The organism is Larkinella rosea (assembly GCF_003858635.1).
Lineage (GTDB): Bacteria > Bacteroidota > Bacteroidia > Cytophagales > Spirosomataceae > Larkinella > Larkinella rosea.
Map to the genome: position 1 here is coordinate 433919 of NZ_RQJO01000008.1, position 25583 is coordinate 459501.

13 protein-coding genes and 1 pseudogene are annotated in these 25583 nt (G+C 52.4%); 12 read left to right on the top strand and 2 right to left on the bottom strand.

The genetic code is table 11. The features are described 5' to 3' along the window. Positions 1-114 precede the first annotated feature (114 nt). Positions 115-1800, bottom strand: coding sequence for a glucosidase family protein (locus tag EHT25_RS10605; protein WP_124874229.1), 1686 nt, complete (start codon positions 1798-1800; stop codon positions 115-117). A 170-nt stretch (positions 1801-1970) separates the two neighbouring features. On the opposite strand from EHT25_RS10605, the gene EHT25_RS10610 reads away from it, so the two are divergent. The 3 genes from EHT25_RS10610 to EHT25_RS10620 are packed head-to-tail and all read left to right on the top strand — an operon-like array spanning position 1971 to position 6777. Next, entirely contained in the window at positions 1971-2978 is a 1008-nt protein-coding gene (locus tag EHT25_RS10610; RefSeq protein ID WP_124874231.1) for an alpha/beta hydrolase family protein, read from the top strand. Between the two features lie 23 nt (positions 2979-3001). Further along, entirely contained in the window at positions 3002-5182 is a 2181-nt protein-coding gene (locus tag EHT25_RS10615; RefSeq protein WP_124874233.1) for an alpha-amylase family protein, read from the top strand. 8 nt (positions 5183-5190) lie between these two features. Beyond that, on the top strand, positions 5191-6777 hold the full coding sequence (locus tag EHT25_RS10620; protein WP_124874235.1) for a sulfatase family protein: 1587 nt from the start codon (positions 5191-5193) through the stop codon (positions 6775-6777). A gap of 69 nt (positions 6778-6846) precedes the next feature. On the opposite strand, the gene EHT25_RS10625 is transcribed toward EHT25_RS10620, so the two are convergent. Further along, positions 6847-10881, bottom strand: a complete 4035-nt coding sequence (locus EHT25_RS10625; protein ID WP_124874237.1) for a hybrid sensor histidine kinase/response regulator transcription factor — start codon at positions 10879-10881, stop codon at positions 6847-6849. 83 nt (positions 10882-10964) lie between these two features. Here EHT25_RS10625 and EHT25_RS10630 point away from each other — a divergent pair, with 83 nt between their 5' ends. The 9 genes and pseudogenes from EHT25_RS10630 (at position 10965) to EHT25_RS10665 (ending at position 25411) form a co-directional block, all read left to right on the top strand. Beyond that, on the top strand, positions 10965-14255 hold the full coding sequence (locus tag EHT25_RS10630; protein ID WP_124874239.1) for a SusC/RagA family TonB-linked outer membrane protein: 3291 nt from the start codon (positions 10965-10967) through the stop codon (positions 14253-14255). An 8-nt stretch (positions 14256-14263) separates the two neighbouring features. Then, on the top strand, positions 14264-15766 hold the full coding sequence (locus EHT25_RS10635) for a RagB/SusD family nutrient uptake outer membrane protein (protein ID WP_124874241.1): 1503 nt from the start codon (positions 14264-14266) through the stop codon (positions 15764-15766). A 194-nt stretch (positions 15767-15960) separates the two neighbouring features. Beyond that, on the top strand, positions 15961-16107 hold the full coding sequence (locus EHT25_RS32660; protein WP_185731332.1) for a hypothetical protein: 147 nt from the start codon (positions 15961-15963) through the stop codon (positions 16105-16107). Positions 16108-16129: 22 nt separating this feature from the next. After that, on the top strand, positions 16130-17164 hold the full coding sequence (locus EHT25_RS10640; RefSeq protein WP_124874243.1) for a GntR family transcriptional regulator: 1035 nt from the start codon (positions 16130-16132) through the stop codon (positions 17162-17164). Between the two features lie 14 nt (positions 17165-17178). Further along, the gene (locus tag EHT25_RS10645; protein ID WP_124874245.1) at positions 17179-20691 is read left to right on the top strand and encodes a VCBS repeat-containing protein; all 3513 of its coding nucleotides are present in this window, start codon (positions 17179-17181) and stop codon (positions 20689-20691) included. Positions 20692-20990: 299 nt separating this feature from the next. Next, a pseudogene (locus tag EHT25_RS33135) lies at positions 20991-21200 on the top strand (IS1 family transposase); the annotation flags it as partial. 256 nt (positions 21201-21456) lie between these two features. Next, positions 21457-22239, top strand: coding sequence for a 2Fe-2S iron-sulfur cluster-binding protein (locus EHT25_RS10655; protein ID WP_124874247.1), 783 nt, complete (start codon positions 21457-21459; stop codon positions 22237-22239). Between the two features lie 19 nt (positions 22240-22258). Continuing rightward, positions 22259-23266, top strand: coding sequence for an FAD binding domain-containing protein (locus EHT25_RS10660; RefSeq protein ID WP_124874249.1), 1008 nt, complete (start codon positions 22259-22261; stop codon positions 23264-23266). A gap of 18 nt (positions 23267-23284) precedes the next feature. Beyond that, a complete protein-coding gene (locus tag EHT25_RS10665; protein WP_124874251.1) occupies positions 23285-25411 on the top strand; it encodes a xanthine dehydrogenase family protein molybdopterin-binding subunit in 2127 nt (708 codons plus the stop codon). The last annotated feature ends 172 nt before the right edge of the window (positions 25412-25583 follow it).

Below are 25583 nucleotides of genomic sequence, written 5' to 3' on the forward strand. Positions count from 1 at the left end.
GACCTGTTTTGTCACCGGAAATCTCTAATTATCACTTGTCTCGTTTTGCGGGGGGAGGTCATACCTCAAGTCAAGTCTAAACAGCTTCATAGTTTTTTGGTGAATCATTAGCTTTTATTTGTAATGCATCTCGATGCGGTGCTCCCCACCGGGCAGGTTGTTAACCTTTACATACAAGCTCCCCCTTACTTTTTCCAACGTTGAGGTACTCGCTTTGCCATCAACTGTTAAGTGGGTCAGACGTTTCCCGGCTGGTAAAAGCTGGCGAAAGTTGTACGTTTTTGATGCCCCTTGCAGGGATACGTTAATGGTTTTGCGCTTCGGATCATGGAGGTATTTATAGTGCACATATTTTCCTGACGGGCCATACGCGACGGTTATGTCGGCTTCGTTTTTCCCGGCGGCTAACCACCGGGGCGTCAACTCAACCTGCTCGAACGAATGCCCCAGATCGACGACCCCGGCCAGGCCTTCGATCATCGCACTCAGGATGGCCGCCTGTCCCCAGTTATCTGGAATTCCTTCGTCCACCGTACCGTCGGGTTTGTACGATACCGGAAGCTTTCCGCCATGTTTCTCATTGAGTTGCATCATCCGCTGGAGAATGTCCACGCCGTATTCTTCAAAACCGTGTTGAAATGCGGCTTTCGCCAGTTCTCCGCCAACAATCGTGTTCACCCCGCCATTCATATACGAACCCGGCAGGTAATCCGCATAACTCGGCTCCACGGGCGGGTAGACACCGAACCATTCCGCAAATGAATTTTCCACGTTTTTACCCTTCAGATTCTGGTACGTCCGAATAATGGATTGGGCCATGGCGTCTGTCGGCAACCCGCGGTTAATGTCATATGGATTCGACAAACTCAGGGTGGTTTTCTGATCCATTTTCAGATAGGAGGGAACCGGATCGTCGGGAACAAAGTGGGCGTAATAGGTCCCATTCCAGCAAAGATCATTCGTTCGCTTTCGAAGGCCATTGGCCTGTTCTGTCCAGTAGCGGGCTTTCGCGGAATTGCCTAACGAAGTGTAAAGCTGCGCCAATTGCCGGCAAGCCGCGTAGGTGCCGCTGTTGTCGCCGTGCATAATGCCCATCGGCGTGTTTTCGTCAATGTTGAAAATACCGGTTTGTACGTCTTTTCCCTGCTTGACATATTCGGCCCGGGAGGTCGGTAGCTGCATAAAATCCCAGGTGTCGAGGGTATAGCCCCGCTTCACCAGCTGGTGTTTTTTCGACCAGCGCAAGGGATCGGTCATCGAATAACGAATTCCTTTTTCCAGCCGGGGAATCCAGGTTCTGAGGTATGCCGTGTCGCCGGTGGCCTGCCAGATGTAATGCCCACCTTCGACCATCAGGTATTCCAGATCGGCCTCAACCGGTAGCCGGTGCATTTGGATGGTATCCCGGGCAAACACCTTCCAATACCGTTTCTCGAATAGATTGAGCCGGTGATTTTCCCGCGCGACCATCGGGTAATAATAGTCAAAATAGAGCCCTTCGGAGGTTTGTTGCTCGATAAAAAACTGCCAGAAACTGCTGATATCCGGTTCCAGGTATTTCATGGCTTTCATGACGTGGACGTGGTCCCGAATCCACTGCACAAACTGTTTCCGCTCTTTCCCGCCGAAGTAAACGGTTTTTCGGTACTGCGTATGAATGAGCTGTTCTTTCAGGCTGTTAAAAAATGCCCCGTATTCATCCGTTCCTTTGCCAAATTGAGTAGGTTGCTGACCCAAACAGGTGGGTAAACTTCCGGCAACCCATGCAACAACGAGCAGAATTTTATAAAGCGGTTTCATCGTTTTTTGGGATGGACTTTAATGTGTTAATGGCAAGAAAGACAACGCCGGTCAGGTCGTTGTCCTACTTTGTCGACTCTCAGGATAAAGCAGGACAAGCAAGCCGTGCCGGACACCTTGTTTGCAGGTGGAACCCCTCAACCATACTGGTGGATTACCTGATAAATCAGATGAAAACGGTTGTCTTTAAAAAATACAGTTTGCTGTTCAGTCTGGTCGTTCTGGCCTTCGCTGGTTACGCGCAGCCCGCGACTTCGGACAAAACCGCTGAAACGCCTAATCGGCCATTCGCCAGTGAGCGAAATGAAATTCGGCAGTTAGTCGCTTATGTGCGGACGCTGGCTGCGAAAGAGAAAAATCCACTTCTGAAACGTCACTTCGAGTCGGTTATCCGAATGAGCCTGGATTCGACGCACGGCCTGCGTCCGGACGACAAGCACGTTCAGGCCGCCGTGGGGACGCTGGCCTTTTTTCAGAGAGAAGGAGCCAGGTGGGAAACCTATCTGTGGGGAACCCGGCCCCTTATCATGGCTTTCCAATCCAAAGCTGACGGAAAAAACAGCTACTATTGGTTGTTTTTGCCGACCGGTTTTTCGCCGGCCAAAACCGGTACTCCATTTTATGTCGAACTGCACGGGAGTGGGGGCGGCACCAACAATCCGCCCTGGCACATGCTCTACGATTACCTGCAACCCAAAGCGGCCGGAGCTACGGCGCAGATGAGTCGCCGGGACGGTTTTTTGATGTATCCCTGGGGGCGGGGCGACAAAGGGTATCGCGACGTTGCCGAAACCGACATTCTGGAATGTTTGCAGGATTTCGATGACCAATTCAAAACCGATCCGAAACGGCAATACCTCTACGGTTTTTCGATGGGCGGGGGCGGGACGTTCCGCATCGCCCAGAAAACGATGGACCGCTGGGCCGCCGTCGGGCTGTATTCGGCCGCCCTGGGCAAAAATGTAACCTACGACGAAGCGGCCAAATTCAAGAATATACCGGTCTGGATGGTTTGGGGTGAAAAGGAATGGCTGAATACTGAAAACCGGAAACTTAAAGATGATTTTCTGAAAGCGGGCGTAAACCTTTGGTGGAAAGAAATTGAGGGCGTTGAACACAGCTATTTGGGCGAATACCAGGAGCAGTTGATGGATTGGCTTAAAACCAAAACAAAATGACAAGGGACCAGCGTATCCGGCTAATGATGAAGTTGCCAGGAATCCTTTTTTTGTTTTTTTGCGGTCATTTATTGGTGGCGCAATCGACTCAATCGGCGGAGGTAAAACCGCATAACGGTCGGCCGACGCTATTTGTGAACGGGAAAGCGCAAACCCCCGCGTTTTATGCGCTCACCCATGCGTACGGCGGACGCTGGTCGTGGGAGGAAGTGCCTGCGCGAAACCTGAACAACTTCTGTCAGATTGGCTTTCGGCTTTTTCAGGTTGATTTATGGCTGGAAGACATCTGGTACAAAAACGCCGATTCGCTTGATATTCGAAAGGCGCAGCGCCAAATCCGGGGTGTCCTCGACCAATGTCCTGAAGCGGGCGTTGTGCTTCGGATTCACGTCAATGCACCCTTCTGGTGGAACAAGGCGCATCCGGAAGAATGCACCCAGTACGCCGACACCGCTGTCGATACAACCCTGCTGGCCGGACCGCCCTACCACAACGAAGAACACGACATTCACGCGGCTTTGCGGGCCAGTTTGGCATCGACGCGCTGGCGACAGGAATCGGGTCAGAAGCTGGTTGAGTTGTGCCGGAAACTCTCGAAAACACCGGAAGGCAACGCCCTGATAGGTATGCACGTCGCGGGCGGTATTTACGGCGAATGGCACTACTGGGGTTTTATTGAACACGACCCCGATACCGGCCCGGCCATGACGACCTACTTCCGCAACTGGCTGAAGACCAAATACAAGACGGTTTCGGCGCTCCGCAAAGCCTGGCAATCAGCCTCCGCGGACTTCGACAACGCGACGGTTCCGAACGTGGCGGAACGACTTAAAACACAGGACGGTTTTTTCAAAGATCCGGTTCAGGATCAACGGACGATCGATTACTTTACCGCCCAGCAGCAGGTTGTTGCCGACGACGCAATCTATTTCTGTCGACTGGCCAAAGAAAACTGGCCCCGTCCGCTGGTGACGGGTATTTTTTACGGCTACCTGCACATGACGTTCAATCGCCAGACCGTGGGCGGGCATTTGTTTATTCAGCAGGTTCTCGATAGTCCTTACATCGATTATTTATCGGCTCCGCAGACCTACTGGCCCGATAGCCGGAAAGCGGGCGGCTCCGGGAATTCGCGCGGCATCATCGAATCGACCCTGCTGCACGGTAAACTCTGGTTTGACGAAATCGACAACGGCTATCTGTTCAAAAATGACTTCGAAAATATCCGCTATACGTCACGCTACGACACAACCTACGCCAACATTATGAAACGGTGTGCCTTGTTGCCGTTGATGCGGGGCATTGGTTTCTGGTTCTACGATTTTGGGCCGCAGAAAGGGTTTGGCTGGTGGGACGATCCGAAATACCTGGCGGCCATGAAAGCCGAGAAGGAACTGTTCGAAAAGCGATTGACGGTTCCGTATCATTCCGAAGCCGATGTGCTGTACGTCTGGAGCCAGGATGTGTTTTATTACCTGAAATCGGCACCCTTGCCCATTACGGTCAACGTCCTGGATCATTCCATTGAGCAGGCCATGCGATCCGGAGCGGTCGGCGATCATGTCTATGATTTCGACCTGGACCGCGTGAATCTGAAACCATATAAGGCCGTGGTTTTTATGAATGTTTATAAACTGACGGATGCGCAACGGACGTTTATTCTGAACAAGGTAGCGAAAGACGGACGAACCCTGGTCTGGAATTACCTGACGGGCTACACCAATGGCGAACGACTCGATTTATCCTTTGTGAAATCGCTGACAGGCCTGAATCTGGAACGAATCGACGGCAGTCAGGTGCCGGGTGTTTCGTTTCTAAAACCGGCGTACAACTACAAATTCAGCGGTCCGGTGGAACCGCTCGTAGTGGTGAATGACAAAACGGCCGAGCCGTTGGCCGAACTGCAAACCAGCAAGCAAGTTATTTCGGCCCGTAAAAAAATGAGCGGTTTTACATCGGTTTTCTGTGGACTACCGCTCAACGGAACGGAAGGCTTTCGGGCGATTTTTCGGCAGGCCGGATGTCATATTTACAACGAACGGAACGATTTCACGTATGCCAATTCCGGACTGCTCTTGCTCCATACCAAAGATGGCGGCCCACGAACCATCCGGCTGAAAAGCGGAAAATCAGTGACGCTGTCGCTGGAACGCGGATCTACCTTACTTTTAGATGTCCAAACGGGCGACCTGGTTTTAAAATAAGGTTTACCATGCTTCGAACTTTCCAACTCATTTTCGGCGTAATCATACTGATTGGCCTCGCGGCAATTAGCCGGATTCCGGTACCGGATGAAGCGCTGTTGCACCGGAATGGGCATTCCGGTGTATCGGTACCCCGCGCGACGGAACGCCCTAACATCATCATCATTTTTTCTGACGACCACGCACTGAAAGCCATCAGCGCCTACGGCAGCCCGTACATTAAAACACCCAACATCGACCGGATCGGGCGCGAAGGAGCGGTTTTCGAAAATATGTTCTGCACGAATTCGATTTGTGCGCCCAGCCGCGCTACCCTGCTGACGGGCAAATACAGCAACCTGAATGGTCACCGAGACAATCAGGGAACCTTCGATGCCAGCCAGGCCATGTTTCCGAAGTATTTGCAACAGGCGGGTTACCAAACCGCCTGGATCGGTAAATGGCACCTGAAAGCCACTCCGCAGTATTTCGATTTCTGGGAAGTCGTACCTGGCCAGGGGCTGTATTACAATCCGAATTTCATTCAGATGGACGGCAAAACCGTGCGGAAAGAAGGGTATGCCACGAATGTGATTACCGACGATGCGCTGAACTGGCTCGACAGTGGGCGGGACGCGTCGAAACCGTTCTGCCTGGTCATTGGGCACAAAGCCCCGCACCGCGAATGGCAACCTGATACGACGGATTTACACGCGTTTGATGGCAAAACATTTCCGATGCCAGCGACCTTTTACGATACGTACGAAGGACGCAAAGCAGCTCAGCATCAGGACATGCAGATTGCAACGCCCACCCTACGGTTCGGCCTCGATCTGAAAGTCGATATCGATACCATGCCGATCATCAAACGGATGAATCCGGCGCAACTCAAAGCCTGGAAAGCGTATTACGATCCGCTGAATAAAGCGTTTAAAGAACAAAATCTTACCGGGAAAGCACTGGATAACTGGAAGTTTCAGCGTTACATGCACGATTATCTGGGGTGCATTTTATCCGTCGACCGAAACGTGGGTCGCGTGCTGGATTACCTGGATCAGCACGGTATGACGAATAATACATTGATCATGTACTCGTCGGACCAGGGCTTTTACCTGGGCGAACACGGCTGGTTCGACAAGCGGTTTATGTACGAAGAATCGCTGCACATGCCCTTGCTGGTCCGCTATCCGCCCCAACTCAAACCCGGTACCCGAACCAAACAGCTTTTCGTCAACACCGATTTCGCGCCGACGATTCTGCAAACGGCGGGTGTTCCGGTTCCGGCCGATATGCAGGGAAAGTCGTTTCTGCCGCTGCCTAAAACCGCTCAATCGCGCAAAGCCATTTATTACCACTACTACGAATACCCGTACGATCACCGGGTCATGGCGCATTTGGGCATTCGGACGGAGCGCTACAAACTGATTTATTTCTACGGGAACGGCGAATCCTGGGAGTTTTTTGATCTGAAAACCGATCCCAACGAAATGAAGAATGACTACGCCAATCCGAAAAACCGGGGCATCATCACGCAGTTGAAACGGGATTTGAAAAAACTCACGCAGGAATATCAGGATACCGAAGCCACCGATATGCTGGCAAAAGAGGGCGTATGAAGAGGGAATTCCTGGCCGGGGATTGTAGCCGTAGCCAGTGCATTTGGATTCATTGGGGTCTCAACGGGATCAAAGTTTGGCTACAAACTCCAGCGGGGCTTTCCCAAATTCTTTTTTAAAACAACGGCTAAAATAGGCCGGGTCGTTGAAGCCCACCTGCCAGGCGACTTCCGAAACATTATAATGACCGCTTTCCAACAGTTGCATGGCTCGTTTTAGGCGTACCTGTCGGATAAATTCGGCGCCCGAGAGGTTGACAATGCTCTTTAGTTTCCGGTATAATTGCATCCGGCTCAGGTTCATGGCTTCTTCCAGTTGCTCCACATCAAAATGCGGATCATCGATATGGGCTTCGATACTGGCAATGGCTTTCTGAAGGAACTGCTCTTCCATCGGTGGCATTTGGAGGTCGGAGGGAGAAGACCGCAACTTTTTGTGCCAGTGGGAACGGAGAATCTGTCGGTTCTGAATCAGGCTTTTAATTTTCGTTTCGAGAATCGACAGGTTGAACGGTTTGGTCATGTAATCATCGATTCCGGAACCGAAGGCCATCACCTGACTCTGATTGGCTGCGCGTGATGTCAGCAGCAGAAACGGAATATGACTGGTTTTTTCGTTGGACCGGATGGCCTGACAAAGTTCGGTGCCGTCCATCTCCTGCATCAGCCAGTCCGACAGAATGAGATCCGGAATGTGCTTTTGCGCCAGCGTTAAAGCCTGCTGGCCGTTGGCTGCGGTCAGGACGTGATAGGTTCCCAAAAAGCTTTCTTTCAGGAATTGCCGAAGCTCTTCATTGTCTTCGACCACCAGCAAGATGGGTAAAGCTTTGGTCGGTAACGTAGTGATCTGTTCCGGTAATACCGTGGGTAACAGCATTTTTGCCAATTCGGTGGGTACTTCCGACGGCTGGGATAGCCAGTCCGGTGGGAACGCCTGGGCATCGAGCGGCAAGGTCACTGTGAACGCAGTGCCCACATTTTCTGCGCTCTCGACCGTAATGCTTCCCTTGTGTAATTCGACCAGTTCGCGGGTAAGCGCCAGCCCAATGCCACTGCCCGCTTTTTTCTGTGTGTGTTGTTCATTTACCTGATAAAACCGCTCGAAGATATGCGCCTGGGCCTCCGGCGAGATACCCAGTCCGGTGTCGGTAACGGTAATCCGTACGGTTTTTGCGGACGGGATCAGCTCCAGGTTGACGCGAACTTCCCCACCTTGCGCGGTAAATTTGAATGCGTTCGAAAGCAGGTTATAAATCACTTTCTCGACAATATCAGGATCAAAAAAAACCTCAAAGCCATCGTAATGGCTTCGAAACGAAAGTGTTATCTGTTTGCTTTCAGCCAGTTCATCAAAGTTTTGGACGATCCGTTCTACAAAGGAAACAAGATCATTGCGGCTGATATCGGGCACCAGGCTCTGGCTTTCCAGTTTCGATAAGTCGAGTAATTGATTAATCAGCCGGAGCAGCCGTTGGGCGTTTCGCTGAATAGTCTGGAACTGATGCTGAAGTCGCTCGCCAAAGGCTGGCTCCGAAACAAGTTTATCCAAAGGGGTCAGGATGAGCGTCAATGGGGTTCGGAATTCGTGGGAAATGTTGGTGAAAAAACTGGTTTTGGCATCGTCGAGCGCTTTGATGGCATCGGCTTCCAGTTGTTTAATTCGGATGTCGGCTTTTAACTGTTCCCGAATCCGAACGATTCGGCGGAATGTTAGTAACGCACTCAAAAACAGCAACCCATACAATAAATACGACCACCACGTACGGTACCAGGGCGGTAGTACGGTGATCTGTACTGCTTTTGCCGGGCTCCAGGAACTGTTTCCGACGGCAGCTTTGACCAGAAACTGATAGTCGCCTTCGCGCAGGTTAGTGTACGTAGCCGACCGCTGTGAACCCACGTAGTTCCAATCCGCGTCGAATCCAACGAGTTGATAAGCGTAACGGATGTTGCGGTGCGGTAGAAAGGACAGGGCGGTAAAATCGATGGTGAATACCGTCTGAAAGGGTCGAAAAACCAGCCTTGTGACGTCTGTCAGGTCCAATTTCGTCGGTGCGTCGGCATCTGCGGGATTGACGGGCCGGTTAAAAAGTTTCAGATCGGAAAGGTACACAGCCGGGGGAGTGGTTCTTGACTGGACGTAACTGGGATGAAAAACGACTAACCCCTGCATATTCCCAAATGCCAGTTCGCCCGATGGGAGCCGGGTACAGGCATCGGGCAGAAATTCTTTGCCAATCAGCCCGTCGTTCTGGTCATAATTGTCGATGTGATTAGTGGCCGGATTGAAACACGAAATGCCGCCGTTGGTCGATAGCCAGAGGTTTCGCTGGTCGTCTTCGATAATGCCCGCAATAAAGTTATTGGCCAGCCCATCCTTGGTTGTCCACGACCGGAAGGTTTCCGTGCGGGTATCAAACAACTGAAGTCCATGACCGTTGGTGCCAATCCAGAGCCGTTTTTGTGGATCTTGATAGAGAGTCGTGATGCTGTTGCTGCCCAGCGCCCCCGGTTTGTCGCTGCTGGAAAAATGGCGAACCGCTCCCGTTTGCCGGTTCCAGCGGAATAACCCGGAATTATAGGTCCCAATCCACAAATTCCCCGACGCGTCTTCCACCAGAACATTGAGATCGAATTGTTGAAAAACCTGCGCTAATGCCGGGGATTTTACCGGTTCCAGCCGTCCGGTTTTTTCATCGAACAGGTACAATTCCCGTTCGTGGCTTCCAATCCAGATTCGGCCCGATTGCGAAGCCGCAAATGCTTTGACCGACTTGCTTTTGCCCGGAAGCATAAAGGGCGCAAATCGATTCCGGATCGGATCATACAACGCAAATCCGGCCGTCCAGGTACTGATCAGCATATTGCCCGTATGGGTTCGGAACAGCAGATTAATGTCACTGGATTTTAAAGATGAATTGGCTGATGTAAACCGGCGAAATTGCTGCCGGTTGAGCGATAGAGCCGTTAACCCTTTGATGGAACTTGCCCACAGATTACCCTGCTGGTCGGCCGCAACGGCGGTGACCCGGTCGGCCAGCAAACTTTGGGGATTGTGGGGTTCATGCCGAAACGAACTAAACCGCTCGGGTTGGGCGTAGCGAATGTTGATACCGCCTTGCCAGGTGCCGATCCAGAGATTCCCGTCGGCATCGCAAAGACCCCGTTTTAGTGCGTGGGTACTCAGGCTGTGACCGTCTTCGCTGTCGGGTAGCAGATAAACTTTATGGGTGGACTGTCCCTGGGGATAGAACCAGGCTCCGTAATCGGTCAGCACCCACAGATTGCCCGCTTTATCGTCGATAATGTCGGTGATGATATTGACGGTTTCATACACGCCGGGCTTGATCAACTCCTGCCGAAATTGCTTTCGTTCCAGTTCAAACTGGAATAAACCGCGCCCATTTGTCCCGACCCATGTTCGACCTAAATGGTCCTTTTTAATGACATCAATGGAGCGGTGGTGAACCGCCACGTCGGTTGCAAAGGGTATGGAATACGAGCTGAGCATACCGGTTTTTGGTGCAAGTGTCAACAAGATGCCCCGGGTTGTCCCGATCCATAAGTTACCGGTTTCATCCCGATACAAGGCCGTAACCGATGAACCGATGCGGGCATCGTCGTAATGCCCAACCTGCTGCGTTGCATAATCAAAATAGAACAACCCCTTTTCTGTTGTTCCGATCCAGAGCCGGTTATTCGCTTCCGTAAAACAGGAAATACTAACCTGCCCATTGGGTTGTCCGGGCGCAGATAGCGGAAAGTGATCGAACGTTTCGCCATCGGGACGTAACCGGCACAGGCCGTTGTTGCGCGGGCCCACCCAGATCGTATTCTGCTGGTCGGCATAAAGCGTGGCAATGTTGCTGATGGGCAAACTATTCTTCCGGCCCGGTTGACGGCGGAAGACCTTGAAGCTATAGCCATCGTAGCGGTTGAGCCCGTCGGAGGTCGCCATCCAGATGAAGCCCTTTTTATCCTGCACAATGGCCCAAACCGTACTCTGCGACAACCCGTCGGCGGTCGTCAGGTGCTCGAATGAGACCTGGCTATACACCCGCAGGCTCAAAAAACAGAAGAGAAAGAAAAGCTTCAGGGGCCGCATACCTATGACAGAATAGGACAAAGGTATCTTTTAATGATACCAATTTTAGTATCAAAAGGGCAAATCTTATTCGATCAATACGTATGAACAAATTGTACCTTATTCCCGGGAAGCTGGTAATGGTAGTGATTTTGCTACTTCTTTTCAGTAGCAGTTATGCACAAACCCGCACCCTAAAAGGAAAGGTGCTCGACGCGGGCAATAACAGCCCACTTCCGGGAGCCAACATTGTTATCGCGGGCTCAACCCAAGGAACGGTCAGTGATGCCAATGGCAATTTCAGCCTGTATATACCGGCCTCGGCTCAGCAAATCGTGGTTTCTTTTGTTGGATACATCCGAAAAGAAATTCCGATTACCAATGCCACCGACTATACGGTTTTGTTAAGCGCCGAAGAAGGGGCTCTGAGCGAGGTGGTTGTTATCGGATACGGTTCGCGGGAAAAGAAGGATTTGACGGGAGCTATCTCGACTGTCTCGTCCAAAGAAATCAGCAAAAGTATAGCCCAGGCACCGGAACTGGCCATGCAGGGGCGAATGGCGGGGGTATACGTATCGACGCCCGGCGGTAGCCCGCTGGCTCGTCCGCAGGTTCGCATCCGGGGGGTCAGCACGTTCGGGAATGCAGAACCGCTCTATGTGGTCGATGGGATTCCACTGACGGAGTATGGCTCGGGGACCGATAACGCCAGCGGCTCGGTCGTTCGCGACATTCGGGGCAATGTGAACGTTTTGTCGATGATTAACCCCAATGACATTGAGTCGATGTCGGTACTGAAAGATGCGTCGGCAGCGGCCATTTACGGGGTACGGGCCGCCAACGGAGTCGTCCTGATCACGACGAAGAAAGGGGTGCGGGGTACGCCCAAAGTCGACATTTCCGTTTCGCACAGCATTCAGAACGTCACGAAAAAATTAAGTATGCTGGATGTGTCGCAGTTTGTGGCGCTCTACCGCGAAGCTTACGCCAACAACCCCAACGAAGCCAAGAACATACCCGCCCAGTTCGATCCTACCAGCGCGGCTTACCTGGGCAATAAGCCGACCACCGACTGGCAAACCCCGTTGCTGAACCGAAACGCCCCCAATACTGACTATAGTCTTCGGGTTTCGGGCGGAAACGATGCGACCCGTTACTACGTATCGGCTGGTTATACGAACACCGAAGGACCGTTGATTCAGAACCGGTTAAAGCGGTATTCGCTGGCCACGAACGTGGATACGAAGGTGTCGAAATATCTATCAGCCGGGCTGACGTACCGACTGGCCTATTCCGAAGCCGTCGATAATACGCCGAGCGCCTTGCAGTACGCGGCTGACACTTCGCCCTGGCAGCCCATCTACGATCCCAATGGCCCACTGGGTTACGCACCTTCCGTCAACTTAACCTTCAAACCCAACCCCGAATTGGGCGCACCCATTGCGTCACGGCCGCAGTATCTGCCCTCAATTCCACCTTACGTGGTCGATGCGACAACCTTGCTCTGGGGGCCGGAAACGAACAACAACCTCTACGGAATGGTCGCTACCTCCGACCGAACCTATGCGCTTTTACGGAATATCGGAACCGCCTATGTGCAGGTGGAACCGATTCTGGGATTGAAGTTCAAGGGAACGCTCAGCGTCGACTGGTATTATAACCGCCGGAATGAATGGACTGCCGTGAACAATTACCTCTTTCTGCAAAATCCGGGCAATCCGTATTCGGTGGGAGATGGCACTTCCAAAGGCACCTATGGCGAACGGCATTCGCGCAACGCTAACCTGGTTAAAGAGTTCAGTATCAATTACACCAAGTCGTTTGGTGATCACAATATTGACGTACTGCTGAACGCAATGGATCAGAAGTACACCTATGAGTTCTTACAAGGGGGGGCATCCCAGATTCAGTACGCCCAACCGGAGTTCCGCAGCCTGACCAACATTCAGCCCTATACGAATGCCAGTTCATTCCGCGACAAAAATGCTTTGCAGGGGTATCTGGGGCGGGTGAGCTACCATTACGCCAGCCGGTATTACATCGATGCGACCGTTCGTCGGGATGGAGCCTCGCGGTTTGCACCGGGTTATAAATGGGGAACATTTCCGGCGGTTTCGCTGGCCTGGCGGATTAGCGCTGAGCCGTTCATGAAAACCGCTACCTTCATCGATGATCTGAAAATTCGCGGAGGCTGGGGCAAACTGGGGAATCAGGAAACCCGTTCGTTTGCCTACCTCTCGCTTATTTCCGATGCGCCCGATTATGCGCTGGGGTCGGGAAATGGAAACGGTATCGGCACCTTGCTGAACGGTACCTCGCTCCCCGATTTTCCGGTGCAGGACCTGACCTGGGAAATCGGTAAAACCGCCAGTTTAGGCGTCGATGGATCATTCCTGAAAGGCAAGCTGACGGCCACCGTCGAATACTATAACCGCCTGACTTCCGGGATTTTGCAGGCGGCCAACCTGGCCGCCAGTGTGGGCAATCAGAACCAGCCCATTCTGAACATCGCGTCGGTTCGCAATAGTGGGATGGAATTCCAGCTTGGGTACAACGGCACGGTTGGCAAAGAGTTTCGGTACACCATTTCCGGAAACCTGACCACGGTGAAAAACCGGGTGGAATCGACCTTCCAGAACCTGCCGTTCGGAAATGAATTCGGGCGGATTGAAGTGGGTCAGCCGATGAATTACCTCTGGGGGTATAAGAAAGGCGGCATTTTCCAGAACCAGGCCGAAATCGATGCCTGGAAAGCCAAGAATTCGGATGCCATCAACAACACCAATTTCGCACCCGGCGACATGTATTTCCAGGATGTATACGGTGACCCGAAAGAGGCCGGTCAGATTCGTTCGGAGACGCCCGACGGAAAAGTAAACACCAACGACCGGACCTTTCTGGGCAGCAGCATTCCGGGCTATTATTACGGATTTAGTCTGGGTGGTAATTACAAAGGCTTCGATCTGTCGATTTTCTTCCAGGGCGTCGGCGACGTGTATCGCTACAATAGCTGGCGGGCCGCCGGTGAAAGCATGAGCGGAGCAGGGACCAATCAATGGACAACGACACTGGACCGCTGGACGCCACAAAACCCCTCAACGACGATCCCCCGCGCCGTTCGTTCCGACCCGGCCGGGAACAACCGGTTTTCCGACCGGTTTGTCGAAAGTGCGGCTTTCCTGCGTCTGAAAAACGTGCAGCTCGGTTACTCGCTGCCCGCTTCCCTGACGCGCTCGCTGGGGTTCGTAAACGGGTTACGGGCCTACGTTGGCGCCACGAACCTGTTTGTTGTAACGCCCTGGACGGGGCTCGATCCGGAGGACGTAGACCGTGGAGGCTCCGATTTGATTCCGCCGGTCCGTTCGTTCACCCTGGGTATTTCGGCTACTTTCTAATTCTGGACATGAAAAAATATTCGATCATCGTTGTCTTGACTGTCGTGTTTACGACCCTATTTTATGCGAGTTGCAGTGAGAAAAACCTGGATCTGCAACCCCTTTCGCCAACCGAAGCGTCTTATTTTACCGAGGAGGCCGATTTTAACAAAACCGTGTTGGGCGTCTACGCAAAACTAACGGATTACTATTGGTTCAATGCGAATAGCCCGATTCACGGTTTCTGGCAACTGCCGGGCGACGACATCACGTCGACGGGAACGTATGCCTTTGAACTATTCGGGACATTGCAGCCTTCAACCAGCCAAAATCAGGCATTCTACCGGATTGCCTACCAACTCATTAGCCGGGCCAATACCGCGCTCCAGAAGTTGGATGCGGAAAGCGGAGTGATTAAAACCGCCAATCTGAAAAACTGGCTTCGGGGTGAAACGCTTTTTCTGCGGGGTTACACGAACTTCCTGCTCTGGAATTATTACGGAACATCTCCTTTGATTACCGAACGGATTCAGACGCCCGATAAAATCACCCCGCCCAGTTCGAAGGACACCGAACTGCTCGATCAGGCCATTAAAGACCTTACGGATGCCGCTGCGTTATTACCGGTCACGTGGGATGCCGCGAACCGGGGGCGGGTAACCAGCAATTCGGCCAATGGAATGCTCGGAAAAGCATTGGTTTTTCGGGGATCGGCCAAGAAAGCAGCGGCTGATTTTACGGCCGCCATCGCGGCTTTCAACAAAATTACGGGGGTCAGCCTGGTTCCGAATTTCAACGATAATTTCGACGTCAAAACCGAGAATAATGCCGAATCGCTGTTTGAGTTTCAGGCTTCGCAACCCGATTTCGATAACGTCTGGCTGGCCAATGATTTTCAGCGGAACGGCGTGGGTTCTACCTCGGCCTTCTGGGGTTGGTACGAAAACAGTTCGCAGTTGGGTGGACAGGCACCGTTTATTGCCACCCAGAAATTAGTGGCGGCCTTTGACGCGGGCGATCCCCGGATTACCTCGACCCTGGACCCCAAAACGCTGAGCTTTTACAAATACTGGCATACGGGCGATCAGAAATCGCAGTCTGGTGTCGCGTCGGTCAATAACCCGCGCATTCTTCGGTATGCGGACGTGTTGCTGCTGAAAGCGGAGGCCATTCTGGAATCAGGCGGTTCAACGGCCGAAGCCATCGGCCTGATCAATCAGGTCCGTACCCGCGCCCGCGAGATGGTGAAAGGGGGGACGGCACCCGCCAATTTTGCGACGACCGAAGCCGACAAGGCCAAATTATTTGAGTGGATCATGGGGGAACGCTTGCGCGAACTGGCCGGAGAAGAGGGTGGACGCTGGCTCGATTTACGCCGTTGGCATTTGGCGGGGAAAATCAACCTGGCCACCTGGAATTGGAGTTCGGCCCGTAATGATGTCGCATTCAGTGTTCAGAAAAACCTGTATTATCCCATTCCGGACATCGAGACAAATCTCAACCCGAACGTCAAGCAAAATCCGGGGTATTGATGAAATCGGGGCGGTTTTCGGCTTACAGCAATTGCATACATTGGTTTAAAGCAAACAGCCCGGACACCCTGTATCCGGGCTGTTTTATAAAAGAGGTCCGTGGGATGCGAATGTGTGCAAATCGTCCAGGTTTTTGTGCAAATCGTCCAAATCAAATTTTTGCCATCAACCTACTTTCGTTTCGGCATCAGCCTATGTTTTTTACCCGACTGATACGGCATTTTGGCAGCAAGCTCCGGCAATCGATCGAACCGGTGAGCGAAAAACAAAGCTACCTGTTCGAGGCTTTGGTGCTCCTGCTGCTCCTGCTGTTGCTGGTTCTGGGTATCGTGTGGCTGTAAGAAATCACTAACCGAAACGCGTATGCTTGGTGGAACAGCGAGTCGACAGGAGTCCGTTTTGCGGATTGACGAAAATGGGAAAACGCCCAAATTTCAGCAAATTGTCAACGGCATTATTGCCCAGATCGAAGCGGGCATCTTCAAACCCGGCGACCGATTGCCTTCCATTAACGAAACCAGTGCGGAGTATTACCTGGCTCGCGCGACGGTTGAAAAGGCATACTGCATCTTGCTCAAAAGCGGTCACATTACGTCCTTGTATCGCAGGGGTTTTTTTATTTCGCAGGGCAAAATTGTAAAAAGGGTTCTTTTTCTGACGGGTACGATCAGTGAAACCAACCGGGCGATTTTTAAAGCCGTCAGTGACCAGCTTGGCAAATCGTTTAAAGTCGATATATATGCCTACGAATACCAGCGCGATTACCTGCTGGATGGGCTGGAAAAACAGGCGGGTAATTACCATTACTTCGTCCTGATGCCGCATCATCTGGGCGAGATCTGCGATCTGACCGATCTGCTGAAGAAAATCCCGTCCGATCGACTTATTTTTCTGGATGGCTCATCTACAACGACGATCCGAAACTGTGCGTCGGTGCGGTTCGGTTGCCGGGAGCATTTTCGGACTATTCTGGAAGCGAATGTGGCTGCGTTCCGTAAGTACCAGACCCTGAATTTCGTGACGACCGACAACGAATACATTCCGGCCGACTGGTACAGCGCCTTTCTGGAGTTTACGGAAGCCCATCATTTGAATGGTCAGGTGCTGGATGACGTTCGGGAGACTCCTTTGCAGCGAGGGTCGGCCTACCTGCTCGTAGATGATGAAGATTTAATCACTACGATTCAGGAGACAACCCGCCAAGGGTTGCGAATGGGGCAGGATGTCGGTATGGTATCCTTCCACGATGCCGGTTATAAAGCGGTACTGGGGGGCGGTATTTCCGTCATAAAAACCGACATCCTGTCAATTGGGCGAAATCTGGCCCATGTTCTAAAGAATAATCAGAAACAAACCGTCCGCATTCCGATGCAGTTTATCGACCGCGGGTCGTTGTAATCCTCCTGATACGCATGCAACGCTATCTCTTTCTCCTGATTCCACTGGCGGCCTCGCTGGTTTGGGCCGTGGGACATAAAACATCCGCCCCGAAATTGTTTCGGCGGCTACCAGCGTCACAAACGGGGATTACGTTTAATAACCGGATTCAGGAATCGGATTCGGTGAATATTCTTCGCTTTGAATACCTCTACAACGGTGGGGGCGTCGGTATTGGCGACTTCAACAACGATGGCTGGCAGGATATTTTTTTTACGGGAAATCAGGTGTCTTCCCGCTTGTATCTCAGTCAGGGAAAAACCGGCGAAACGCCCCTTCATTTTGAGGACGTAACGGATTCGGCGGGTGTATCGACGCAGGCCTGGTGTACGGGCGTCACGATTGTCGACCTCAATCAGGACGGCTGGCAGGACATCTACGTGAGTGTCGCCGGTTACGATAAAGACACGGTCAAACGGGCTAATCTGCTGTTTATCAATCAGACCAAAAAGAAAGGTGATCCGGTCCGGTTTCAGGAACAGGCTCGCGAATACGGCCTGAACGACATGGGCTACAGCACCCAAACCGCGTTCTTCGATTACGACCACGATGGCGACCTGGATGCGTACGTGCTGACCAACGCCCTGGACCGTTACAACCGCAACGCCTTACGCCCCAAGATGGTAAACGGTGAAGCTCCCAGTAACGATCGGCTGTATCGAAACGACGGGTATGGGGCGGAGGGAGGAAAGTACGGAGAAGCTAATCCTCGGACCTCCGCCCCATGCCCCACACCACACTTCACCAACAGCACCCGCGAAGCGGGAATTTTGACGGAGGGGTATGGATTGGGTATTGCGATTGCGGATCTGAACGGCGATGGCTGGGAGGATGTATATTGCGCCAACGATTTTCTGTCGAACGATTTAATCTGGGTTAACAATCAGGATGGTACGTTCACTAACCGGGCGGCCGATTACCTGAAACACCAGACCCACAACGCCATGGGCGTCGATATTGCTGACATCAACAACGACCGGCTGCCCGATATCATGGTGGTCGATATGTTGCCCAACACGAACCAGCGTCAGAAAATGATGTTGCCGGGTTACAATTACGACCGCTTTCGCATGGATTTGCAAATGGGTTACCAGCCGCAGTACATGCGAAATACGTTGCAGTTGGGCGTAGGGTATGGCGCAGAAGAGAAGCGGCTAAGGGAAACTAAAAATAGCAGAATTTTCCCCCCTTTGACCCATCCCCAAAACGCCACCCCCTCTGCTCCAACCCCACGGCCTCCTGTCGCTTCCCCGCTTTTCTCGGAAATTTCTCAACTGGCGGGCGTGGATAAAACGGATTGGAGCTGGGCTCCGCTATTCGCTGATTTTGATAATGATGGCTACCGGGATTTATTCATTACGAATGGTTACCGGCGTGATGTTACAAATCTGGATTTTACCGCTTACCTGGCTGATTTACACGCTGGCGGTTTTGGGGATATGCAGGAAAAAAATGTAAAAGCCTACCAAAAGCTGCTGGAGCTTCCCGATATAAAACTGGCCGATTTCTGCTATCGGAACCGAGGTGGAGAGGGCAATCTGGCGTTTGAAGACGTCTCCAGCCAATGGGGTTTTGAAGCTCTCAATTTCTCAAATGGGGCCGCCTATGCCGATTTGGATCATGACGGCGATTTGGATTTGGTCATCAATGCCATTGATGATGAAGCGTTTGTGTATGAAAATGGCTCGGAACCAGGAAATTCCTGGGTTCGATTCGGGTTTGAGCGAAGTCCGGCGCAGGGAACCCGCGTCAATGTATACCACGGGAATCAGATGCAAACGGCCGAATTCAATCCAACGCGAGGCTATGTATCGTCGGTAGAGCCGTACCTGCATTTTGGCCTGGGCAATACGTCAACTATTGATTCGGTTGAAGTGATTTGGAACGATGGAACGTATCAGGTGCTTCGAAATGTAAAGCCCAATCAGTTGCTGCGCGTTGCCTACCAGCCGACCGGAATGTACAAACCGCATCATGCCGCAACGCGCGCGTATTTTCGGGAAGTCTCCGCTGCCGGGCTGGGCCTGGATTACGTTCATGTCGAAAGCGAGTTCAACGATTTTGCCCAGGCGCCCTTATTGCCCCAAAAATACTCCCAAAATGGTCCACCGATGGCGGTTGTTGATGTAGACGGGAATGGCCTGGATGACATCTACGTCGGGTCGGATTTTGGTCAGAAAAGTTACCTGTATTTTCAGCAGTCCAATGGGCATTTTACGAAAAAGGAACTTCCGAAAGGCGTGAATCAGGAAGACACGGGCGCTTTATTTTTCGACGCCGACCAGGATGGAGACCCGGATTTGTATGTCGTCAGTGGTGGCAGTCACGCAGAAGGCTCATCGGAAGCCTATCAGGATCGACTTTACCTGAACGATGGAATAGGAAACCTGAGCCTGTCCAATCAGGCATTACCCCTTATCAATACAAGCGGCTCCTGCATCGCGGCCTGTGATGTTGACCAGGATGGCGATCTTGACCTGTTTCGGGGCAGTCGACTCATTCCGGGCAACTTTCCGATGCCCCCGAAAAGTTTTCTGCTCAAAAACGAACATGGGCGTTTTATCGACGTGACCGCCCAGGTAGCTCCTGAACTCCAGAACATTGGTTTGGTGACGTTTGCCGTCTGGGCCGATTTCAATAAGGATGGTTGGCAGGATTTAGCCCTGAGTGGCGAATGGATGCCCGTTACGATTTTATGGGGGCAGAGGGCTTTGGGCAAAGAGAAAGCTTTGGGGAAGTATGCACTGCATTCCACACCCTCAGCCCAAAGCCCTCTGCCTTTCGCCCCCGGCTGGTGGAATACGCTGGTAGCTGCGGATTTTGATAACGATGGCGATATGGATTTGATGGCTGGAAATCTGGGGCTAAATTCCAAATACAAAGCCTTGCCAGAAGAACCGGTGGAGTTATTTGCCGCCGATTTTGATAAGAATGGACGTATCGATCCGATCATGACGTACTATAATAATGGACAACAGTGGATCCGACAAACCCGCGATTTGCTAACTGCGCAAATTCCCTCCCTGAAGCGCCGTTTCCCGAATTTTGAGACCTACGCGAATACCACCTTTAAAGAGTCATTTACCGAAGAGGAACGCAAATCAGCCTATCACCTGAAGGCGACCGAATTTCAGAGTATGTATTTTGAAAATACCGGTACTGGATTCAAGGCTCATCTACTTCCGCAGGAAACCCAATTTGCACCGGTTTACGGTATTTTAGTGGAGGATTTTAACCGGGATGGCTATAAGGATGCTTTACTCATCGGCAACTCGTATGCCTCAGAAACCATCGGCGGCTGGTATGATGCCTCGAAAGGCACGCTTTTGCTGGGTAAAGGTCAGGGAAAATTTGAGGTTTGTAAACACACTGGTTTCCAGGCGGATAAAGAGGGGAAAACAATCATTTCCATCCGTCGAAAAGACGGAAAAAAACTGATCATTTTCAGTACTATTAACGATCGGTTGCAGGTATACTGTTCAGATTAACCAGTGAATCAGCCAGGTATCTGACTAAAGATGGGTATTTGTGCTCAGTAATGGGAGGATGTTTTACCGGAGTCTTTGGTGCTTCAGACTTTCCGGTTTTTATACTTTGTCCCGTCAAAAAACGATGCCTTTCTGAAACCCATTTGATTGTTGAGACCCTGATCTTGCAAGGCATTTGCCGGGTAATGGAAATCAAAGCCCAGCAGCTTTACAGGTATACGCAACAACTTTAGAAAAATGTTCCCAGTGACTTATCATTCCTCCGTTGATCAACCTATGGAACGGGCTCTGCTAAGCGGGACGCCTACAAGCAAATCATTCCCCGCCAACAGCATCAGCACAGTAAGTGCAAGCAGCATACTAACCACATTGAGCGCTTTATCTGCACATTACGCCAACGGACGGCCCGGCTGGTACAGTTGAGATTATCTTTTTCCAAAAAACGTGACAATCATATCCTGACAATTCGATTCTTTGTCGCTAACGACAATCTATCATTACAATTTTAGGACTACCAAAGAGCTATCATTTTAGGGTAATCCTTAGTAAAAATGGGTGAAGATCGAAAATTTGACTCAACTGTTCGGGAAATCTAGTCAATGGGTAAGGACAACAAGGCACCAAATGTATTCTTTTCTAACAATAAGGTTCATTTTCTGGTTAGCCATTCGTCAAATTAGTTGGTAGGATAAAGCCATTGGCCATTGCTCGAAATGATCAGACAATGATTTTTACACACAAATTTTCTTCAATGACCAAAATCCAATGGACGAACACGAATCACCTGAACTGACGGAGGATGAAAAGCAGTTGTTTGCCGACCTGATGCCCGAAGACCTGACTGAAATTATGGATAAGGGGGTTAATCGGCGCCACTTCCTCAAATTGATGACTCTGGCGGGAGGAGGCATCCTGGCGGCCCAATCAGCAGTGGCGGAACAGGTACTGACCCGGTCATCCAGTGAAACGCTCCCGACCGAACTCGTTCCGGACAGCCTCGAAAATGCGGTTACTGTAGCTTGCAAGGTCAACGGCAAGGCCCGTACGTTCACCATCGATTCACGCATGACGCTGCTGGATACGTTACGGGAACGGCTGGACCTCACCGGCTCCAAAAAAGGCTGCGACCACGGTCAGTGTGGAGCTTGTACGGTGATTGTTAACGGAAGTCGGGTGTTATCGTGTCTAACGCTGGCCGCAAGTTGTGCGGGGAAAACCGTGCAAACGATTGAGGGATTGGCGCAGGGAAATCGGCTTCATCCGATGCAGGAGGCTTTTCTGAAACACGACGGTTTCCAGTGTGGCTTTTGTACACCCGGCCAGATTTGCTCGGCGGTGGCCCTGCTCGACGAAGCAAAGAAAGGCCACGCCAGCTACGTTACCGGCAACTTGCGGCCGCCTGTGGGACCGGTCAAACTCTCCAATGAAGAAATTCGGGAGCGGATGTCGGGCAATATTTGCCGGTGCGGTGCTTACCCCAATATTGTGGCCGCCATTCAGGAAGTGCATAGCGGCCAGTCCGTTGAGCAGGTTTTCCGCTCGGTCTAACCCCTATCAATCGTATCCCATGAGACCTTTTACCTATACCCGGGCCACAGATGCGACGTCCGCGATCAAGCTGCTGGCCGAGAACCCCCATGCCAAATTTCTGGCGGGAGGTACCAACCTGCTGGATCTGATGAAGGAGGATGTTGAACGACCCACGGCGCTGATCGACATTTCGGACTTGGATTTGAACGATATCAAACCCATCACCGCCGGAGTAAATCAGGGCGGTATTTCGCTAGGCGGACTTGGTAAAAACACCGACGCGGCCAATCATCCGTTGGTGCGGCAGCATTACCCCTTGCTGTCGCAGGCCATTCTGGCGGGCGCATCGGGCCAGATTCGGAACATGGCGACCAACGGCGGGAATCTGTTGCAACGGACCCGCTGCCCGTATTTTTACGAAGTGGCCATGCCCTGCAACAAACGCGAACCGGGAACGGGTTGTGGTGCCCGTGACGGCATCAACCGGATGCACGCGATCTTTGGCTGGTCGGAGCACTGCGTAGCGGTGTATCCATCCGATCTGGCCGTTGCGCTAACGGCACTCGATGCCGGGGTCATCGTCCGAAGCGCCAACGGGCAGCAACGCAGGATCCCGATTGCTGATTTTTACCGACTGCCGGGCGATGAGCCCGAAAAAGACACCAACCTGCCGCACGGTGAGCTGATTACCGCTATCGAACTGCCAAAGAACCGGTTCGCGAATCAGTCGTATTACCTGAAAGTCCGCGACCGGGCTTCGTATGCCTTTGCTCTGGTATCCGTTGCAGCGGCTTTAGAAACCGAAGGGAATACGATCAAACAGGCGCGCATTGCCATGGGTGGAGTGGCGCACAAGCCCTGGCGGGCCCTGAAAGCCGAGCAAATGCTGGTGGGTAAAGAGGCCACAGAGGCTAATTTTAAACTGGCTGCCGACGCCGAAATGGCCGATGCCAAACCGTTGACACATAATGCGTTCAAAGTAGAATTGGGAAATCGAAGCATCGTTCTGGCCTTGCGGATGGCCGTCAACGGCGGCAAAGCCTGAACGTAACGTACTAAATCCATGAAGGAGGTAACTAAAGTAACCGGTACACCCATCAACCGCATTGACGGCATCGCCAAGGTGACCGGCAAAGCGCCTTATTCGATGGATCATCCGGTGAAGAATCCGGCGTATGCCATTCTGTTCAAAAGCACTGTTGCTGCGGGCAAAATTCAGGCTATCGACATGACAGCCGCGGAGAAAGCGCCGGGCGTGATCGCAATTATCACCCATCAAAATGCCCCGAAACTAAACGTCAAAGGGGGACTGCGCGGAGGAGCTTTGCTACAAAGTCCGGAGATTGAGTTTTTCGGGCAGCACATTGGCATTGTCGTGGCCGAAACCTTTGAGCAGGCCCGGTATGCATCGCGTCTCATCCAGGTTACCTACGATAAAAAGGAACCGAAAGTCGATTTCGAAAAACTGGCCGGCCAGGCCCGTCTGCCCAAGGATAAAGAGAAAGCCGACGCCCGACGGGGCGATGTACAAACGGCGCTCCGCCAGGCTACTTACAAAGTGGAGGAAGTGTACGAAACACCCATCGAACATCACCATCCCATGGAACCCCATGCCACGATTGCCGAATGGAATGGCGACCATGTTACCCTGTACAACAGTGCGCAGATCGTGAACGGAGCGCAGACGGCCACGGCAGCTACCCTGAACCTGAAACCGGAGCAGGTGCGGATCGTCTCCCCTTACATTGGGGGCGGATTTGGGTCCAAAGGCGGGCAATGGGCGAATCTGGCGCTGGCAGCCGTAGCGGCCAAACACGTAAACCGCCCGGTGAAACTGGCCCTGACGCGTCAGCAGATGGTCAACTCTGTCGGGATGCGGCAGCACAATCGTCAAAAAATCAGCCTGGCCGCTACGGCCGACGGCAAGTTAACCGCGCTGGCCCACGAGACGACGACCCACTGCGCCATCAACGACGAGTTTGTCGAGCCCTGTGGCGACTGCTCGAAAGTCATGTACGACACGCCCAATTCACTCATTACTTACCGGGTAGTGCCCATGAACCTGATTCTGCCAACTTACACGCGGGGTCCTGGCAAATCGACGGGTAGTTTTGCTCTTGAGTCAGCGATGGACGAGCTGGCCTATAAACTCAAAATGGACCCGATTGCGTTTCGGATCAAAAACGAACCCGATCGCGATCCGTCCAATGGCAAACCCTGGTCGTCACGCGCCACGGTTCAATGCCTTCAGGAAGGCGCCAAAGCGTTTGGCTGGGAAAACCGCAAGTCCGAACCCCGCCAAAACCAGCAGGGCAATTACTGGATTGGGTACGGCGTCGCAGCCGGAACGTATCCCGCCCACCAGCGTCCTACCTCGGCTTTGGTAAAGCTGAAACGCACGGGAGACCACGTAGCAGCCACCGTTGAGCTGGCCGCTGCGGATCTGGGTACCGGCACGTACACCATCCTGACGCAAACGGCCGCCGATGCGCTGGGCCTGCCGATTCAAAACGTGAAAGTAAACATTGGCGACTCCAGCCTGCCACCGGCTGCCGGAGCGGTGGGGTCGGTGGGAGCGGCCAGTTACGCTAATGCAGTGAACGATGCGTGTGTAAAATTGACGCAGGAACTGGTGGTTAAATCCGGCAAGCAGTTTTTTGTCCGCCCCACGGCCGCCCAGTTGATGCGCTCTGAAAAAATAACGGACTACCAGACGCGCGTTGACAGCAAGCCACCGGAAAGTGCCGAAGCCTATTCGGCCCACAGTTTCAACGCCAATTTTGCGGAAGTAGCCGTCCACCAATCAACGGGGATGATTCGGGTAAACCGGTTTCTGGCGGTGACGGGTGCGGGAACGATTCTGAATCCCAAAACCGCCCGCTCGCAGATAATCGGCGGCAACGTTTGGGGCATTGGCATGGCGCTGACGGAGGAATCGGTGGTTGATCCGCGCTGGGGCAATTTCGTCACCCGCTCCCTGGCCGATTACCACGTTCCGACCCACTTAGACATCGGCCATCTGGACGCTATTTTTATTAATGAAAAAGATGAACACGTCAACACCCTGGGTGTCAAAGGCATCGGTGAAGTGGGTATTGTCGCTGTTGCCGCTGCCGTAGCCAATGCGGTTTTCAACGCGACCGGCAAACGGATTCGCGAACTGCCCATCACTCCAGACAAGGTGTTGTAGTGCTGAATATGTCTGGTGATTGATTCAATCACCAGACATAGCCCAGGCTTGATGACAATCGTGGACGGTCGAAGCCGCTCCTAAGCATTTGAGCAGTGCTTTCCACGGGCAACCGGTTCGGATTCGATACTAGATGGCGGCAAACATTTGCTGATTGGGTTTCGTTTCTCGG